Raw genomic sequence first — 17,540 nt, 5'->3', positions numbered from 1 at the left:
CAAGCCAGGTGCCGAACCCCTTGAACAGGTGCCCAATGAACGAAATTACACTCGGATCGCGTGATGAAGTGACCGTCGTCCTGCTCGGGCATGAGCAGGCGGATCACCGTGCTCGTGCGGCGCACTACTACCGTCGCTCCGGCGTGCCGTGCCTGGGCCTGGCGTCGTCGGCGGTGGTCGATGCCGCAGCTTTGGTCGAGTTGCTGGCACAGGTGACGACGCCGTTCGTGTGCCTGGCGCTGGATGCCGACTTTGTCCTGGGTGCCGCGCTGGACAATGCGGTGCGGTACCTGCGTGCTCAGCCGGGGGTAATGGCCGTGCAAGGTCACGCCCTGGCCTATGCGCCCGGCAATAGCCAACTGACCTACCACAAGGTGGGGGAAGCTTTTGCTGCGCATCCCGGGGAGGGTGTGCTGGATCGCTTGCGACACTACGCGGACGCTGAACAGCAAGCCTGGCGTGCGGTAATTCGTACGCAGGCGCTACGGGCCGCACTGGTGTCGCTGCCAGAAGGGCTCGATGCTGCAGGCTGGCGGGTGGCATTGTCCTGCGCAATCCTGCTGCGCGGGGCAGTTGCCCATCTGGAGCAGACCGATGTGATCTGCGAATCGCAGCCTGAGAAGCTGTCCTCTGCCGTGCGCGAGGAGCGTATGGTCCAGACTGTGCGGGCTTTGCGTCAGTGGGGCGGCGGGCATGACGCGGGCGTCCTGTGCGCTGATGACGGCTTCGAGGCGCTCAATCGCTTCGTACGCAAAACCTGGTGCCAGGGCGAGCAGCCGCTGCTCTTCACCTCGCGCTGGACCAGCGTGATCGATGACCCGGTGCGTTCGTTCGAGCCCGACCAGCATGTGGAACTGCCTTATTACAATCGCCCGCTGTTTGATCGGTTGACCGAGGTGGAGTTCCTCTGTCATGCATGGCCGACTGGCAAGAGTCATCGGCATGCCCTCGAGGGCGCCTGGGTCCGTCAGCGCGACCTGCTGGTGACGCACCCCAATGACACCCGTGAGAGCCTTCAGGAGCGTTACTGGAAGGCGCTGGGCCTGGGCCTGTTCAATGTCCAGGTGTGCCGCTCCCTCAATCAGGTGCTGACCGGTGAGGACAACACGCACCATGCCCGCGAGATGGGTGACTGGATGGCACGGCTGCTCGGGGTACCGCACAGCGAGACACGCCATTCCCTGCTCGACACGCCATCGGGGCAGGTGCTCGCCGCGATCGATGCAGCCACTCCGGATGAAGCTGCGCGTAAGCGGGTGCTGGCCCATCTGGCCGAGCACCCGGCGCCGCAGATCGCTTTCGTCGTGCTTGACCTGAACAACGACGACCTGGCCTTGCAGGCAACCTTCGACAGCCTGTTGGCCAGCGGCGTGCGCAATTTCAAGCTGGTGGTGCTCAAGGCCGGCAAACCGCCGGCGATTACCACCGCGCGGGACACCTTGCACTTCATCCAGGTCGCAGAGGGCAACTGGGTCTCGCATCTGAACCAGTTGATGCGCCAGTTGCCCAGCGAGTGGCTGCTGTTGCTCGAGGCCGGTGATGTGCTTCTTGCTGGCGGGCTGATGCGCCTGGCGACAGAGCTTGCCCAGGCCCCGGCTTGCCAAGCCATCGCTGCCGACGAAGTCCAGCGTGACAGTGATGGGCGCCTGTTTGCCGTACGCCGACCGGGCAGCGATCTGGACCTGTTGCGTAGCCAACCGGGGCTCATGGCGCGGCACTGGCTGGTACGTCGCCAGGCCGTGCTCGACCTGGACGGTTACAACGGTACCGACCCGCAGGCCCTGGAATATGACTTGCTGTTGCGCCTGGTCGAGCATCACGGTATGGCCAGTCTGGCGCACATGGATGACTACCTGGTGGTCAGCCAGCAACCTTCCTCGGCATCCACCGAGGAGGCGCGCAAGATCCTCAATCGCCACCTCACCCAGCTGGGCTATCGACCTCAGATCAGTGAGCAAGGGGCAGGAGGGCTGGCAATCGAGTTCCGCCATAGCGCCACACCGCTGGTCAGCATCGTACTGGCGGGCGAGGTCGAGCCTGCGTGGTTGGCCGGCATTTTCCAGCGAACCCGCTACCCGCGCTACGAAGTGGTACTGGCGCTTCCCGGGCAACCTTCAGCGGCCCAGGTCGATGCGTTCCAGGCATTGGGTGGCCGACTGCGAGTCGTTACCGGTGAAGTCGGTGCGACGCATCGGCAACTGCTCGGCTTGGCGGCCGGCGAGACGCGTGGCGATTACCTGGTGTTGTTGTCGCCGCATTGCCAGGTCATTACCCCGGCCTGGATCGAATCGCTGTTGAACGAGGCGCAGAGGCCTGAAGTAGGGGTTGTCGGTGCCAGCCTGTGGGCGGCTGACGGTACGTTGGCGCACGCAGGCTATCAGCTGCTGGCCGGCCCCAGAGTGCATGCCCCTTGGCGGCAACTGTCGCTCGAGGATGCCGCCAAGGCCCGCTGGCCGCTGTCGGTGCGCAGTTGTTCCGCGGTATCGGATGGCTGCCTGATGGTGGGCCGTGAAGCCTTCGTGCACTGCGGTGGCCTGCCAGTCGTAGGGGATGTCGGTGTCGGCTTGAGCCTGGCGGTCGCCCAGGCTGGGTTGATGGTGGTCTGGACGCCTCGCGCGCAGTTGCTTGCCACGGACCTGCCGGTCCTGGGTGATGAGGCGTCTTCGCAATTGGCGGCGCATTGGCCTGAGGCTTTCCAGGGGGATGGGCAACTGGATTCCCTTGGTGCGGGTGAAGCGTCACCGTCCAGCAACTGGATCGCTCAGTTGGGATAATTCAACGCTATTGCGTCTAGTGGTAGATGCATGGTTGTGGACTGTTCCTGACAACCGACTTGCCAAGCATGGCCGCCTACGGGGAGTGCAGTTCTCCGAGGCGGCCATGTGTCGTTTTGAGGGACGGCGGCGCTTCTGAAATTAGCGACCATTGCGCGTATCTCGACGTTGGCGCGGGGGGCTTCGCTACCCGTCCAAGTCCCTTTGATAATGGTCGAAAAAGGACGGGGAGGGCTGCGGCTCCCATCAAATTCCATTCTGTGACTGAATCCACGAGCGTCATCAAGGGAGCAAGGTGCTCCGTGCTTCCAGTGAGGCACGAGCTGGCTCGGGATTTGCAAAAGCCGGGTTACAAGCCCGGCTTTTTCTTGCCTGGCGGCGATTTATTGACAGGCAGAATGCAGTGCCTGTGCTGTGCCTATGAGGTTCGGGATGCAAAAGAAAGTGGCGGTGGTGCAATCGAACTACATCCCGTGGAAGGGGTACTTCGACCTGATTCGCAGTGTTGATGCGTTCGTTTTATATGACGATGTCCAGTATACGCGTCGCGACTGGCGTAATCGCAATAAGATCAAGACCGCCCAAGGTGAGCACTGGCTTAGTGTTCCGGTAAAGAACCGCGGTCGATACGAGCAACTGATCAACGAAGTCGAGGTCAGCGAGCCGGATTGGGCGGCCAAGCACTGGAAGACAATCGAGATGAACTATCGGCGAGCCGCCTGCTTCGATCAGATGGAGCTCCCAGTTCGCACGCTTTACGAGCAAGCCTCCGAGGTCACTCGTCTGTCCTCCATCAACCAGCTTTTCATCACCGGCCTGTGCGCTCTGCTCGGTATCGATACACCGCTGTATCGCTCCGAGGAGCTGGGGCGCTGCAGTGAAGGTAAGAACGAGCGGTTGATACATCTTTGTCAGGCCCTTGGGGCGACCGAGTACCTATCGGGACCGGCAGCCAGCAGCTATCTGGACGAGGCTGCGTTCGCCGCAGGCGGCCTTGAAGTCTCGTACATGAGCTATGCCGGCTATCCGGAGTATCCGCAGTTGTTCGGTGGGTTTGAGCATGCGGTCAGTGTCCTCGACCTGCTGTTCAATACCGGTAGTGAAGCAGCGACCTTTCTGGAGCGTCATCCATGAGCACAGATATCTTGCAGGGTGTGGCGGATTACTATTCGTCGCGTATTCGTACGCACGGCGCAACTCCAGAGGGAGTCGACTGGAATGGCAGCGCTTCCCAGCAACAGCGTTTTGCCCAGTTGCTTAAACTGGTGCCTGTTGAAGAGCAGCGTGCGGGCTTCAGTCTCATCGATGTCGGGTGCGGCTACGGCGCGTTGCTGACCTGGATGCGTGAGCAGGGCATGGCTGTGGATTATCACGGCTATGACCTGTCCGAGCAGATGATTGCCGCAGCCAGGCAGCAGCATCCGGCTGATGACGCAGTGCGCTTCGAAGTGGCCGAAAGTGCGTCGCGACAGGCGGACTATGCAGTGGCCAGTGGCATATTCAACGTTTGTCAGAACACTGCTCGCGACGCGTGGGAAAGGTACATCGCCGACGTATTGCGTGCGATGGATGCCTGCAGCCGCAAAGGCTTTGCCTTCAATTGCCTTACCTCGTACTCAGACCCGCCCTTCATGCGTGATTACCTGTATTACGGTGATCCCTGTTTCTATTTTGATCTGTGCAAAAGAACCTACTCCAGAGAGGTGGCACTCTTGCATGACTACGGCTTGTACGAGTTCACCTTGCTTGTGCGCAAGTCTTCCTGACGCGCCGTCCTTATCCCTCTTTGCCTGGAGAACACCATGCTCAAAAGCGGTTCCACTTCTGTCACTCAATCCAGCGATAGCCAGCTCGACGCGCGCGAGCAGCTTTGGCAGGCGTTCGCGAATGCACCTCTTGATGATGCTGAGAAAGAGCGAAATCTTGGTTTGTTCATTCGTTCTGCGTCCTTGGCACGAATGCTGGCAATTTCCGATCTGTACCGGGACATCGTTCGCCTGCCCGGCTCGGTGCTCGACTTCGGAACCTGGCGTGGGCAGAACGCCGTGCTCTGCGAAAACCTGCGTGCCATCTTCGAGCCCTTCAACAAGCAGCGACGTATTGCCGCGTTTGACACGTTTGCGGGTTACCAATCCCATGCCGGCGATGGCAAGGTTGCCAACGTCAATTTCCAGGATGGCTGCTATGACACCGGCAACGGATATGCCGACTATTTGCGGCACTTGCTGAGCTTGCATGAAAGCATCAATGCATTGCCACAGGTGTCCGGCGGGCACCAGGTCGTTGAGGGTGACATCAAGGATACCCTTCCGCGGTTCATCGAAGAACAGCGGAACTTGCTGGTGGCGCTGGCCTTCTTCGATATGAACCTTGAAGGGCCGACGCGTTTTGCCCTCGAGCAGATCCTGCCGCGTTGCCTGCCGGGCTCGCTGCTGGTGTTCTTCCAGTTGCAGCGCGATTTCCTGCCGGGTGAAGGCTATGCCTATGTAGCCGAAGTACTGGGGAAAGTGCGCCACGAGATCAAACGATCGGAAACCTATCCGTCGCTGTGCATCGTCAAGCTTCTGTAAGGGGGTCACCATGTTTCTGATTGTTGGTAATGGCATGGTCGCCCTGGCTATCGCCGCAGGTTTGTCGCGTAGTGTTCCGGGCGAGTGCATTCAGGTTGTGGGCCCGGCAGCGCGCCCTTACAGCGCCTCCATGGCGGCTGCGGCAATGCTCAACTCTTTCGCCGAACTCGAGCCTGGCGCACTCGACCAGCCGCGTGATCGTCTGAAGTTCGAGTTAAGTCAGGCATCTGCTCGTCTGTGGGGCGATTTCGTAAAAGAATTCGATATTCCCGCTGAGCACTACCGTCTGGGTACCGTGCTGATAAACAACAACGCATCCAACCGTTTCGAAGATGCCGCATTCGATGCCATCGCCGGTTATCTTGATGAGTTCGACGAGCCTTATGAGCGCGTTGATCCGCAGTTGGAACCCGCCTATGTGCCGGGTGAGAGCTATCGTACGCGCCAGGCTTTGTTCCTGCCGCGCGAGGGCGTGCTCAATCCGGACGGTGTGATCCATGCGCTGCAGGCCACGCTGGAAAAACGTGGTGTGCGCTTTGTCGATGGCGTGGTGAAGTCGCTCGACAAAGTCGCCGGTCGGACGCGTGGCGTAATCCTCGAAGACGGGCGCGTGCTGAGCGCCGAGCGGGTTGTGTTGGCCAACGGCAGCATGGCCACGCGCCTTTGGGATGAGGAAGGCTGCATTCGGGTGATCAATGGCGTCGGCGCCACGGTGGTGTTGAAGAACCCAGGAATACAAGGGCGCTATGTCCTGCGCACGCCAAATCGTGGCGGTGCTTGCGGAATCTACCACGCGCCCTACCAGGGTGATCAGTTCGTCGTCGGGGCCACCAATCTGGTGACCACTGCCGATGAGCACTTCCCTCGCGCAGAGTCGGTGGCCGCGCTGATAAACGGTGCGATCAACCAGGTCAACCATCTACACCGTACCAGTGGTTTCATTCGTTACAACTTTGGCTATCGTCCGCTGAGTCTCGATGGCTACCCGGTCATCGGCCAGCTTAACGACAACACCTTCATTGCCTCCGGCACTCGTCGTGATGGGTACCATTTTGCGCCATGGTTGGCCGACAACCTTGCCGCCTTGCTGCTGGACAAGTCGATTTCGTCGCAAGCCGATAGCTACTTCGAATTCACCCGGCCGCAGCGTAGCGCGTGGCTCGACCAGTCGGTGGAGGCATGCTGCCGCAAGTACGCGGCAGTCAAATGCTCGGCACTGTCGCAGCACGGCTTGGATGCGGGACATACCGACGCCGATCAGGCGCTGGAGCAGTATTACTACCAGCGGGCGCGCGCCTTCTTCGACAAGCATGAGCTCGAGCGAACAGTTCAGGTCGACTTCCTGGATGCGCTGCTGGGTGGCTACCTTTCCCTGTCGGACTTCGCCTGAGGCGTGGATACCGGAGACATGAACGTGAACAAGCAGATCATTCCTTTCAATAAGCCATTTGTGGTTGGCAAAGAGCTGTTCTATATCGCCCAGGCGGTGATGAATGGTGGTATCGCCGGCGATGGTCAGTTCACGCGCTTATGCCAGGAATGGCTCGAGGTCAACCTGGGATGTCCCAGGGCGCTGTTGACGCATTCGTGCACGGCAGCCCTCGAGATGGCGGCGATCCTGGCGGATATCGGGCCGGGAGATGAAGTCATCATGCCGTCGTTCACTTTCGTGTCTACTGCCAACGCTTTCGTTCTTCGCGGCGCGGTGCCGGTTTTCGTGGATGTGCGCGAGGATACCCTCAACCTGGATGAGCGCCTTGTCGAGGCCGCTATCACGGAGAAGACCAAGGCGATTGTCGCGGTGCATTATGCGGGGCAGCCTTGCGATATGGCTGCCTTGCTGCACCTGTGCGACAAGCATGGTCTGATTCTCATTGAAGATGCCGCCCAGGCGATCCTCGCCCGGGAAAAGAATCGCGCACTGGGGACCTTTGGGCATCTGGGATGCCTGAGTTTTCATGAAACGAAGAATGTGATCAGCGGTGAAGGGGGGGCGCTACTCATCAACGATCCCAAGTTGATCGAGCGGGCTGAAATCATCTGGCAGAAAGGTACCAATCGCAAAGCCTTTTCCCGAGGCGAGGTGAGCAAGTACACCTGGGTGGATGTGGGGTCGTCTTTTCTTCCCAGCGAGCTGACGGCTGCTTTCCTGTATGCCCAGTTAGAGCAGGGAGAGAGTATCAATGTGCATCGCCGCGCTTTGTACGAGTCCTATTACCACCAATTAGAGCCTCTTGAGGCTGACGGTTGCTTGACCTTGCCTTGCGCACCGGGTGGCAAGCCGGCCAACGCCCATATCTTCTATGTATTGATGCGTAGCAACGAGGCGCGTGGAGAGTTGATCGCGTTTCTTCGCGAGCGGGGTATCTATGCTGTGTTCCACTACGTGCCCTTGCATGATTCCCCGGCAGGCCTGCGCTACGCGCGCAGTGTCGGTCAGTTGCCTGTCACTCAGGAAGTTTCTGCAAGCCTGCTGCGCCTGCCGCTCTATTCCGACATGACCATCGAGCAGGTCACCGAGGTGTGCGAGGCGATCTTCCAATTCTTCGCAGGTACGCAGAAGGCTTGACGGCCTTGGCTCGGCGACTGTTCAGCAGATTTCTGGAGTTTTTACCCCATGTCGAATTCCGTGCAGGTGGGCGCGGGCCTTGAGCAGGCCATGAAGCGTCTTCGGTTGATGTATGCCCGGCCGGAGCACCCGTACTACATCATGGCGCCGGATTACCGGGAAACCTCATCGGGGATTGCCTCGCTTCATTACCTCTGTCACCTGCTCAACCTCAACGGGCGAGAGGCCTACATCCTGGGCGGCAAAGTGGTGAACCCGGAGCTTAAGACGCCGTTGCTCGATGATGCGGCCAGCGAGCGTCACAGGCTTGCTGGTCGGGTACCAATCGCGGTCTACCCCGAGGTCACGGTGGGCAACCCCTTCCATTGTTCGGTCGTGGCACGCTTTCTGTTGAACTTCGAAGGTTTCATCAGTGGGCGAGGAATGGAGGCGGCTCCCAGTGACCTGTGTTTCTACTCAGGCAAGCTGATCGCGCAAGACCATGGTCGTCCGGATGGTGACCTGTTGTGCCTGCCTACCATCGATGTGGACCTGTTCTGTGCCGGAGAGCCAGTTGATCGGCGTGAAGGCCGGTATCTGTATCAGAATCGCCATCCGCTCGATGCCATTGACTATTCGATACTGCCAGAGGATATCCGCCTGCTGAGCATGGCGAACGCTCTGACGTTGTCGGAGCTGGCGCAGCTGCTTCGCCGGGCGGAGGTGATGTATACCCATGAATGGTCGATGACCTGCGTAATCGCGGTGCTTTGCGGGTGCCCGGTCATTTTCGTACCTGGGCACGGTATCGACCAGGCCTTCCTCGATGCCAGCTTTGTCGGCAGTGCCGGGTTCGCCATGCTGGATCGCGAAGATGCGTTGGCACATGCCCGTGGTGGCCTGGATGGTGCGCTGCAGCGTTATGTCGAGCGAACGGCGCCGTTCTGGACTCAGCTTGAAGTGTTCATCGCCAAGACTCAGGCTGCCGCCCGTCGTGAAGCCGTGGGTGATAGGTTGGGAGGGCGTGGCTGGCTGCGTCAGCGTTATCCCCGGCCGCGGCAGATGCAGGTGATTGATGAGTATCTGGCCAGGGCTGCTGCTGTGCGCTTTGTCGTGCTGGTAAAGGACCATGGTGACGATGTAGCGCTGGCGGTTACCTTGGATAGCCTGGCTCGCGGCCTGTATAGGGAGGTACGGACCTGTGTGCTGGATAGGGAGGGTTCCCGGACGGGGTCGGCCACGGCCATTGATGCCTGCCTGAATGGGAGCTCCGATGAATGGTTCATGCTGGTCGATGCAGGCACCGAGTTTACCGCCAGTGGTTTGCTGATGACGGCGCTCGAGCTGGTTCGGGTCTCGTCGGACTGCCTGGCTGTCTACGCTGACGAGGCCTTGTGTCAGGCGCAGGGCGTAGTCGAGACCGCCTTACGCCCTGATCTGAATCTGGATATGTTGCTGGCTTTCCCGGAGAACCTGTCGCGACATTGGCTATACCGATGCGATGCCTGGCGTCAACTAGGCGGTTTCAACGAGGCTGCTGGTCGTGCGCTCGAGCTGGATTATCAGTTGCGTTTGATCAGTGAGCGCGGGTTGGGATGCGTTGGTCATGTCAGTGAGCCGTTGCTGATTGGCAATGCGCTGCTGCTACAGCCGTGTGAAGACGTTTGCGCGGTCATCGAGGCGCACCTGCAGGGGCGAGGATATGTCGGCGCTAGGGCGTTGCCATTGACCGCTGCTCCTGGTCGCTATCGCATCGAGTATGCGCATCAACAATCGGCCTCGGTCAGCATCATCATCTTCCTTGAAGGGCAGCTGGTGAGCTTCCAGCGTTGTCTGGAGAGCTTGCTGAAGCAGACAGCTCACGTCGAGTACGAGGTTTTGCTGGTTGAGCCAGGTGGCGATGATGAGGTGCTGTTGGACTGGCTGGCGATGGTCGGGCAAATGGGGGAGGGACGCTTCAGGGTCCTTCGCTTCGAGCCCGGCCATGCACGCGCGGCCATGTGCAATGCGGCAGCCGAGCAGGCTCGTGGCGATTATCTGCTATGGCTGGATGCTGATAGCGTGGTGCTTGATGATGATTGGCTGCCCACGTTGCTCAATCATGCCCAGCGTCCGGAGGTGGGGGCGGTTGGTTGCAAGCTGTTGTCCCGCGATGGTGCTATCCATCAGGCAGCCCTGGTGCTGGGGCTGGGGGGCGGGGTTGGGCGTGCCTTCGAGGGGCGGTCGGTACAGGATCCGGGTTACATGGGGCGCCTTGGGCTGGAGCAGGATTGTTCGGCTGTCGGTGGTGAGTGTCTCATGGTGCGCCGCTCGCTGTTTGTCGAGCTTGGTGGCTTCGATACCGATCCGTTGTATTCCCGCTGGACGGCTGTGGACCTGTGTCTGCGGTTGGTTCAGGCAGGTTATCTGAATGTCTGGACGCCTCATGCGAGGGTATTACTGGATGCTCCACCGCCTGCGCCAGCCAGTGCCGAGCAGGAGGAAGCGTTGTATGCGCGCTGGTTGCCGCAGTTGGCGCATGATGCATCGTACAACGTCAACTTTTCGCTGAGTGCCGGTGAGGAGTTCGCCGTCCAGGGCTGTGAAATGAGTTGGCGGCCGTTGCAGGGGGTGGTGCCAAGCGTGCTGGCCTTTGTGGCCGATCAGGAGCAGGCAGCACCCTCGCGGCTGCTGGAACCCCTGGAGTCCTTGCGTGAGGCAGGTCGTCTGGAGGGGGCAGTGATCGCCGGGACGTTGTCTGCCGTGGAAATTGAACGCTTCAATCCCTCAAGTGTTGTCCTGCAGGGGGCGCTGGGTGAGGCTGGGTTATTGACCTTGCGTAGGCTGCGAGCTTTCTCGCAGGCGTTCAAGGTCTACGATCTGGATCGTTATCCGCAGGACCTGGGCGGTGCGCAGTTGCTTCATGCCGAAGATCTGGAGCGGCGTATCCGGCCCGCAGTGATGCAGGCTGACAGGGTGCTGGTTGCAACTGCCGCCGCAGCCGAGAGGCTGCAGGGCTGGCATGACGATGTCCGGGTGCTCGAAAATGTGCTGCCAGCTTCGTGGGGACGCTTGCAAGGGGGGCGGCGCGCAGGAGAGAAGCCCCGCGTGGGATGGATCGGGTGTCGTGATGCGTACCTGCTCGCCGAAGTAGTGCCGGTGCTGGCGGGCGAGGTCGACTGGGTTGTGCTGGGGGATTGTCCTGCCAGCTTGTTGCCCTATCTCAAAGAGCATCATCATGCCGTGGATGCGCAATCCTTTGGCGTCAACCTGGCTGCCTTGGATCTGGACATCGCCCTTGTGCCGATGGGCGAGTCTGAGGTCAACGCATTTTCCAGTGATATGCGCGTGCTCCAGCATGCGGCGTGCGGTCAGTCGGTAATCTGTAGTCGGGTGGCTGGCTTCGCCGGTGGCGATACCTTGCCATTGTCGAGGGTGAGCAATCAGGCCTGCGACTGGATTCGGGCGATACGTCTGCATCTTGATGATCGTGATGCATCTGCGGCCCTTGGCAGCGCCCAGCAGGCGATGGTGCGCAGTGATTGGCTGCTCGAGGGGCAGAGGCTGGAAGCCTGGCGGCGCGCCTTGCTTGCGGGTTGATCGTGAATGCGATGAGTAGGTGAATTGACAACAAGGGCGCCAGGAGTGGCGCCCTTGTTGTTTATGTGGGCCTGCATGGGCTGGAGGGACCCATGCGGGGCAGTATCAGCAAAAGCTGATATTGTGCTGCTGGCTTCCGTAGACCACACGCGCTGCGGTGATCAATTGGTAGGGGATTTCGACGTAGGGGACATCCGAGTTGGTCAGGGCCATATCCATCAACTGAACGAGCATGGAATTCTTCCTGACCAGGATTACATCCGACCAGTCGGTATTGGTCATGGCGACCGGGATGAAATCAGAGCGTTTGATGAAGCTGCCCAGTGCTTCGAGCACGCCCAGGTTCTGTTTGGTGCCATTCGGGCTGTGGCAGCAGTCGTTGAGCATGATGAAGCCGTCTTCGGCGACCAGGTCCTGGTAGTACATCAGGTCGCGCAGGATATATTCGTACTGGTGGTTGGCATCGATGTACACCAGATCGAACTTGCTGATGTCGGTTTCCTGTCGGATTTTTTCGATGGCGCCGATGGTCTCGGAACGGATAATTGTCACTTCCGGCAGGTGGGTAAAGCGTTCCCGGCATTCTTCGTACAATTTGTCCCAGGTCTGCTGGTCGTGAAGGGAGCCCCCGTAGTAATAGGCATAGGTATCGACGGGAGCGACCCAGGGCGGCAGTTGATCGAAAGGGCTGTACGCATCGTTGGCCGCTTTGCTCCAGCTGTCGATGAGCACCATCTTTTCCGGCAACAGCGCCGAGTGGATTTTAAGTGCGTTTTCTCCGCGCAGAACCCCAAGCTCGGCGACGATCGGGCGTTTTTCCATTATTTGGAAAAGTGCGCCCAGCAGCGTGTACAGATTTTCCCGATGGGTGTGGCAGACCTTCATTGAGCTGTCCTTTATCGTTGGGTGGTCTTGCTTGCTGAGGCCGAATCCGCACAGGTTAAATTCGCTTCGGCTCGCCCCGGCATTCTGGATCTGGGCTAGCTAACGCAAGATATGTGCCGCTGGCGTGCCTTCCATGTGGCTGTGTAGGCGGGAGAAATGCATCATTGCGTGACTTGGCAGTCGAAACGTGCATCTTTAATCTATTGAGTCAGCGGGCAGCCTCGTCGATGCGGTAGGCAGGGTGCATGATCTTGGTCGCGAAGCCCGCGAATTTTCGCCATTTCCATCGGGAAGCCACAATGATTGGCATCAAAAGCATCGCCAGTTACGTACCTGTAGAGGGTGTCGACAATTACGCCCAGGGTGCGAAATTCGGCAAGGATCAGGATTTCATCTTCGGCAAGATCGGTTCGACCTTCCTGCCGCGCAAGGGTGTTGATCAGGAAACCTCCGACCTGTGCGTCGAGGCCGCTCGGGCACTGTTTGCTGGCAACCCGGCGCTCGATCCGGCGTCCATCGATGTGGTGATCGTCGTTACCCAGAACGGCGATGCCGAAGGCCTGCCGCATACCGCGGCGATCGTCCAGAACAAGCTGGGGTTGTCCACCGCCATCGCTGCCTTCGATATCTCGCTGGGCTGTTCCGGCTATGTCTATGGCCTGTATGCCATGAAGGGCTTCATGGACGCCGCGGGGCTGAAGAATGGCTTGTTGATCACCGCAGATCCCTATTCGAAGATCGTCGACCCTGAAGACCGCAACACCACCATGCTGTTCGGTGACGCTGCAACGGCTACCTGGATGGGTGAGGGGGCTGCCTGGCAGCTGGGCAAGTCGCTGTTTGGCAGTGATGGGGCGGGTGCCGAGCACTTGCGCACCACCGAAGGCACGTTCTTCATGAATGGTCGTCAGGTCTACAATTTTGCGCTGGTCAAGGTGCCGGCGCACCTGCAGCAGTTGCTCGAGGCCAGTCAGTTGAAGGCTGAGGATATTGACTTGTACTGCCTGCATCAGGGGAGCGCGGCGATCGTCGATGCGGTCTCGCAGCGCTTCGACGAGGGGCGTCAGCGCGAGAAGTTCGTCAAGGACATGGTCGAGACTGGCAATACCGTGTCCTCGAGCATTCCGCTGCTATTGGAAAAGCATGTGATCGGCTCGCAGTGCAGGCGTGTCGCACTCAGTGGTTTCGGCGTCGGTCTGTCATGGGGCTCGGCAATCATCGAGCGCAATGGCTAAGCGTCGCGTGCCTATATAGAAGAAGCGCTGTCCGTTATCGGTCAGCGCTTTTTTGTTTTTCGGCTGTTGGTAATTTGGCGTCAAACCCCTGATTTCATTGGGGTGGCAGGATGCCAGTAAAAAAATTGGGAAATCGCCCTAAAGCAAACTGCCCTGGCGACGATAAACATTACGAAGGTTCTCTAGGCCACCTACCCGGCGAATTGCCAAGGCCGGAAGCCGTAGTACCCAATCCAACGAGGAATTCGTCATGGCTTTGACTGTAAACACTAACACCACCTCTCTGGGCGTTCAGAAGAACCTGAACCGTGCTTCCGACGCACTGAGCACTTCGATGACCCGTCTGTCCTCCGGCCTGAAAATTAACAGCGCCAAAGACGACGCCGCCGGCCTGCAGATCGCTACCCGCATGACCTCGCAGATCCGTGGTCAGACCATGGCCATCAAAAACGCCAACGACGGTATCTCCATCGCCCAGACCGCTGAAGGCGCGATGCAAGAGCAGACCAACATCCTGCAGCGTATGCGCGAACTGGCACTGCAATCGCGTAACGACTCGAACAGCTCGCAAGACCGCGACGCACTGGACAAAGAGTTCCAGTCGATGCTGCAAGAGATCGACCGTATCGCTGACTCCACCCAGCTGAACGGTAAGAACCTGCTGGACGGTACCGGCGGCCAGATGGTCTTCCAGGTTGGTTCGAACGTTGGTGCTGCCAACCAGATCACCATCAGCCTGAGCGCTGCGATGAAAACCACCGGTGCCGGCGCAGCCCTGACTGCCCTGGCCGGCAAGAGCATCACTGGTGCTGATAGCACCGCCGCTCAGGCCACCTTCAGCGCCGCTGTCAGCGCTATCGATGCTGCTCTGCAGGCAATCAACACCTCGCGTGCCGACCTGGGTGCTTCGCAGAACCGTCTGACCAGCACCATCAACAACCTGCAGAACATCAACGAGAACGCCGAAGCCGCTCGTGGCCGTGTACAGGACACCGACTTCGCTTCTGAAACTGCTCAGCTGACCAAGCAGCAGACTCTGCAGCAAGCTTCGACCTCGGTTCTGGCCCAGGCCAACCAGCTGCCATCGGCAGTCCTGAAGCTGCTGGGCTAATCTGCCTGATAGCTGATGGCGGGGGAGTGCTCTCCAGGCGCTTCCCCGCCTTTTCATTGTGAGGTGCTGGACATGGACATGAGCGTCAAGCTAAACCTGTCTTACCCGGCTGCACGCACGGCCGAGCAGGTTGCTGAAAAACCGGTTGCGCGGTCGACAGGCACTTCCGGTGACGGCGAGAAGCAGCAGGATCCGGGCAAGGTGCAGGGCGCCGACAAGGTGCAGGCTGCAAATGATGTCAAAGGCGCTGTCTCGGAAATCGAGAAGTTCCTGAAGGAAACACGGCGCAATCTGGAGTTCGTCACTGACGAAGAGTCCGGTAAGATCGTGGTCAAGGTCATCGCCAGTGAAACCGGTGAGTTGATTCGGCAGTTGCCCTCGGAAGAGGCCCTGCGGATCGCTCATAGCCTGAGTGATGTCAAAAGTATTCTGTTCGACGCCAAGGTCTGATTGGCGGCGAACGCAAATATGTGATTCAAGTCGACCTTGCAGGAGCGGGGCCGGCTCATCGAAGAGAGGAGCGACAGCATGGCAAGCCCGATTACTACCAACACGGGTGCGGGCTACGGGCTCGATATCAAGAACATCGTCAGTGTGTTGGTGAATGCCGACACCTCGGCCAAGGCCAACCAGATTGCTCGGCAGACGAGCAACAACTCCGCGATGATCTCCGGTATCGGTTCCCTGCGCAGCGCCTTGACGGCGTTCCAGGACGCCATGAAGAAGCTCAACGACAAGAACGCCCCTTCGTTCAATGCCTACGCCGGCACTTCCGCTGACGAAAAAGTGGTCAAGATCAAGTCGAGCAATTCGGCGGTCGCTGGGACCTACGATATCAAGGTCGACAAGTTGGCCACCGGCTCCAAGGTCGCCAGCAAGCAGTTCGTGGGTGGTGCCAGCACGGCGATCGGCGCCGGTGAGCTGACCATCAGCCAGAACGGCAAGGACTACAAGATCAACGTCGCCAGCGGTGCCACGCTGCAGAGCGTGCGCGACCAGATCAACAAGGAAATGAGCGCCAACGGCATCACCGCCAACATCATCAATGAGGCCGGTGGCTCGCGCCTGGTGTTCGGTTCCACCACGACCGGCAAGGGTAGCGACATCTCTGTCAGCGGTATTCCGGAGCTGGCCATCAACGGTACTCAGCCAATTGCTGGGAGCGGCGCGGGTTACATCAGTGGGCTGGCCCAGGACGCGGAATTTTCCATCGACGGGCTGGCACTGAAAAGCCCGAAGAATACCGTCGACCAGGCTATCAGTGGCCTGACGCTCGAGCTCACCGGTGTCTCCACAGGCGGTAATCCCACGAAGGCGACTGTTGCGCTGGACAACGAAGGCCTGAAGAAATCGGTGCAGTCGTTCGTCGATGCCTATAACACCCTGCAGAAGGCTGTTACTGCACTGGTCACGCCTGAGAAGGATGCCAACGGCAACGTCAAGAGCCTTGGTCCGCTGACCAACGACCCGACTACCCGCTCGTTGCTGGGCGATGTGCGCAAGGTCCTGACGGAAGTCGGTGCAGGAGACAAGCTGACCACGCTCAGCCAGTTGGGTATCAACACCCAGAAAGATGGCACCCTGGAGTTCAACAGCACCAAGTTCACCTCCGCATTGAACGACAAGAAGCTGGGTTCTGAGATCCAGGAGCTGTTCACGGGGACCAATGGTCTGTTCGAGCGGATGAACAAGGCCATCGATCCATACAACTCGACCGGTGGCATGCTCGATTCCCGCAAGACGAACCTCGACAAGGCGGCCAAGAATCTGGAAAACCAGCAGGCGGCGCTGGATCGTCGTACCGAGCTGCTGACCGCGTCGTTGACCAAGAAGTTCTCCGCCCTCGACACTGCCCTGGCCAAGATGAAGAAGCAGGGCGAGCAGATCACCTCGATCTTCGAGGCAATCAACGCCCAGGCCAAGAAGTCCTGATCGATCGCGCATGACAAAAGCCCGGCGGCGCCTCACAGGCGTGCCGGGCTTTGTCTTTTCCGGCTAAAGTTTTTTGACGCGGCGGCGATACAAGAGGTATATGCACCTTTTCGCTGCAACGAGGTAGATCCATGAACCCGATGTTGGCCCTTCGGCAATACCAGAAAGTCAATGGCGTGGCACAGACTTCCGAGGCCAGTCCGCACCGCCTGGTGCAGATGCTCATGCAGGGTGGTCTCGACCGCCTGGCCCAGGCCAAGGGCGCCATTGCCCGCAAGGATATCGCCCAGAAGGGCATTCTGATCGGCAAGGCCATCGATATCATCGGCGGTCTGCGCGAGGGTCTCGACCTGGAGAACCACGCCGACAGCCTGACCGACCTGGACAACCTGTACACCTACATGAGTCGTCGCCTGGTCGAGGCCAACGTCAAGAGCGACCCTGCGATCATTGACGAAGTCGCGCGTCTGCTGATCACGGTCAAGGAAGGCTGGGACGCGATCGGCGAACAGCAGCCGGCGCCCTGAACCAGGAGGTTGTCATGAGTGAGGTGATCGAGCGTATCGACCAGACCCGCGAGCTGCTGCTCGCCGCCCTGGCCAGTCGCGACTGGGAGGCGGTTGGCGAGCTGGATCTGGAGTGCCGCCTGTGCGTCGACGATGTGCTGGCCGAGGCGTTGTCGAACGAGGATGAGGTGCGTGCCAGCCTGGAGCAGCTGCAGGCTGTCTATCGGCAGCTAATCGAAGTTGCAAGTGGCGAGCGTCAATCAGTGGTCGACGAGATGGCGAAGATACGTCAGGCAGAAAACGCGACAAAGGTATACCATTTGTTCACCTGACCACAGGTTACACAAAAATCAGCGCGCCATAAATTTGACTGTGTGCCGTTTTTTGACTTTACTAGTGG

At 59.5% G+C, this 17,540-nt stretch carries 14 protein-coding genes; 13 read left to right on the top strand and 1 reads right to left on the bottom strand.

Features of this window, described 5'->3' with window-relative positions; translation table 11 throughout:
* The first annotated feature begins 35 nt into the window (after window positions 1–35).
* From PRtIB026_RS21855 to PRtIB026_RS21825, 7 genes are all read left to right on the top strand, one after another.
* Window positions 36–2,774: a glycosyltransferase gene (locus PRtIB026_RS21855; protein ID WP_203651621.1), complete on the top strand. Its 2,739-nt coding sequence runs from the start codon at window positions 36–38 to the stop codon at window positions 2,772–2,774.
* A 432-nt stretch (window positions 2,775–3,206) separates the two neighbouring features.
* Complete coding sequence (locus PRtIB026_RS21850) at window positions 3,207–3,908, top strand: WbqC family protein (RefSeq protein ID WP_203651622.1); 702 nt, start codon at window positions 3,207–3,209, stop codon at window positions 3,906–3,908.
* Window positions 3,905–4,540: a class I SAM-dependent methyltransferase gene (locus PRtIB026_RS21845; protein ID WP_203651623.1), complete on the top strand. Its 636-nt coding sequence runs from the start codon at window positions 3,905–3,907 to the stop codon at window positions 4,538–4,540. The genes PRtIB026_RS21850 and PRtIB026_RS21845 overlap by 4 nt, the downstream gene beginning before the upstream one ends.
* A gap of 36 nt (window positions 4,541–4,576) precedes the next feature.
* Complete coding sequence (locus PRtIB026_RS21840; RefSeq protein WP_203651624.1) at window positions 4,577–5,344, top strand: dTDP-6-deoxy-L-hexose 3-O-methyltransferase; 768 nt, start codon at window positions 4,577–4,579, stop codon at window positions 5,342–5,344.
* A 10-nt stretch (window positions 5,345–5,354) separates the two neighbouring features.
* Window positions 5,355–6,734: an NAD(P)/FAD-dependent oxidoreductase gene (locus PRtIB026_RS21835; RefSeq protein WP_203651625.1), complete on the top strand. Its 1,380-nt coding sequence runs from the start codon at window positions 5,355–5,357 to the stop codon at window positions 6,732–6,734.
* 24 nt (window positions 6,735–6,758) lie between these two features.
* Window positions 6,759–7,913, top strand: coding sequence for a dTDP-4-amino-4,6-dideoxygalactose transaminase (rffA, locus tag PRtIB026_RS21830; RefSeq protein WP_267812936.1), 1,155 nt, complete (start codon window positions 6,759–6,761; stop codon window positions 7,911–7,913).
* A gap of 48 nt (window positions 7,914–7,961) precedes the next feature.
* Window positions 7,962–11,471 carry a glycosyltransferase gene (locus PRtIB026_RS21825; protein ID WP_203651630.1) on the top strand — a complete coding sequence of 1,170 codons (3,510 nt, stop codon included), beginning with the start codon at window positions 7,962–7,964 and terminating at the stop codon, window positions 11,469–11,471.
* A 105-nt stretch (window positions 11,472–11,576) separates the two neighbouring features.
* Here PRtIB026_RS21825 and PRtIB026_RS21820 read toward each other — a convergent pair whose 3' ends face one another.
* Complete coding sequence (locus PRtIB026_RS21820) at window positions 11,577–12,356, bottom strand: class I SAM-dependent methyltransferase (protein ID WP_203651631.1); 780 nt, start codon at window positions 12,354–12,356, stop codon at window positions 11,577–11,579.
* 299 nt (window positions 12,357–12,655) lie between these two features.
* Here PRtIB026_RS21820 and PRtIB026_RS21815 point away from each other — a divergent pair, with 299 nt between their 5' ends.
* The 6 genes from PRtIB026_RS21815 (at window position 12,656) to PRtIB026_RS21790 (ending at window position 17,472) form a co-directional block, all read left to right on the top strand.
* Window positions 12,656–13,591, top strand: coding sequence for a ketoacyl-ACP synthase III (locus PRtIB026_RS21815; RefSeq protein WP_186734768.1), 936 nt, complete (start codon window positions 12,656–12,658; stop codon window positions 13,589–13,591).
* Between the two features lie 250 nt (window positions 13,592–13,841).
* Window positions 13,842–14,702 (top strand): flagellin domain-containing protein, encoded by an 861-nt coding sequence (locus tag PRtIB026_RS21810; RefSeq protein WP_203651632.1) that lies wholly within the window; start codon window positions 13,842–13,844, stop codon window positions 14,700–14,702.
* Window positions 14,703–14,774: 72 nt separating this feature from the next.
* Window positions 14,775–15,152, top strand: coding sequence for a flagellar protein FlaG (locus tag PRtIB026_RS21805; RefSeq protein ID WP_203651633.1), 378 nt, complete (start codon window positions 14,775–14,777; stop codon window positions 15,150–15,152).
* 78 nt (window positions 15,153–15,230) lie between these two features.
* Window positions 15,231–16,634 (top strand): flagellar filament capping protein FliD, encoded by a 1,404-nt coding sequence (fliD, locus tag PRtIB026_RS21800; protein ID WP_203651640.1) that lies wholly within the window; start codon window positions 15,231–15,233, stop codon window positions 16,632–16,634.
* Between the two features lie 131 nt (window positions 16,635–16,765).
* Window positions 16,766–17,161: a flagellar export chaperone FliS gene (gene fliS / locus PRtIB026_RS21795; RefSeq protein WP_203651643.1), complete on the top strand. Its 396-nt coding sequence runs from the start codon at window positions 16,766–16,768 to the stop codon at window positions 17,159–17,161.
* 14 nt (window positions 17,162–17,175) lie between these two features.
* Window positions 17,176–17,472, top strand: coding sequence for a flagellar protein FliT (locus PRtIB026_RS21790; protein ID WP_186714840.1), 297 nt, complete (start codon window positions 17,176–17,178; stop codon window positions 17,470–17,472).
* The last annotated feature ends 68 nt before the right edge of the window (window positions 17,473–17,540 follow it).

The sequence above is a fragment of the Pseudomonas sp. RtIB026 genome (genome assembly GCF_016861355.2).
Lineage (GTDB): Bacteria > Pseudomonadota > Gammaproteobacteria > Pseudomonadales > Pseudomonadaceae > Aquipseudomonas > Aquipseudomonas peradeniyensis.
The sequence above is the reverse complement of the archived record's forward strand: the minus strand, read 5'-3'. Positions and strand labels throughout refer to the sequence as shown.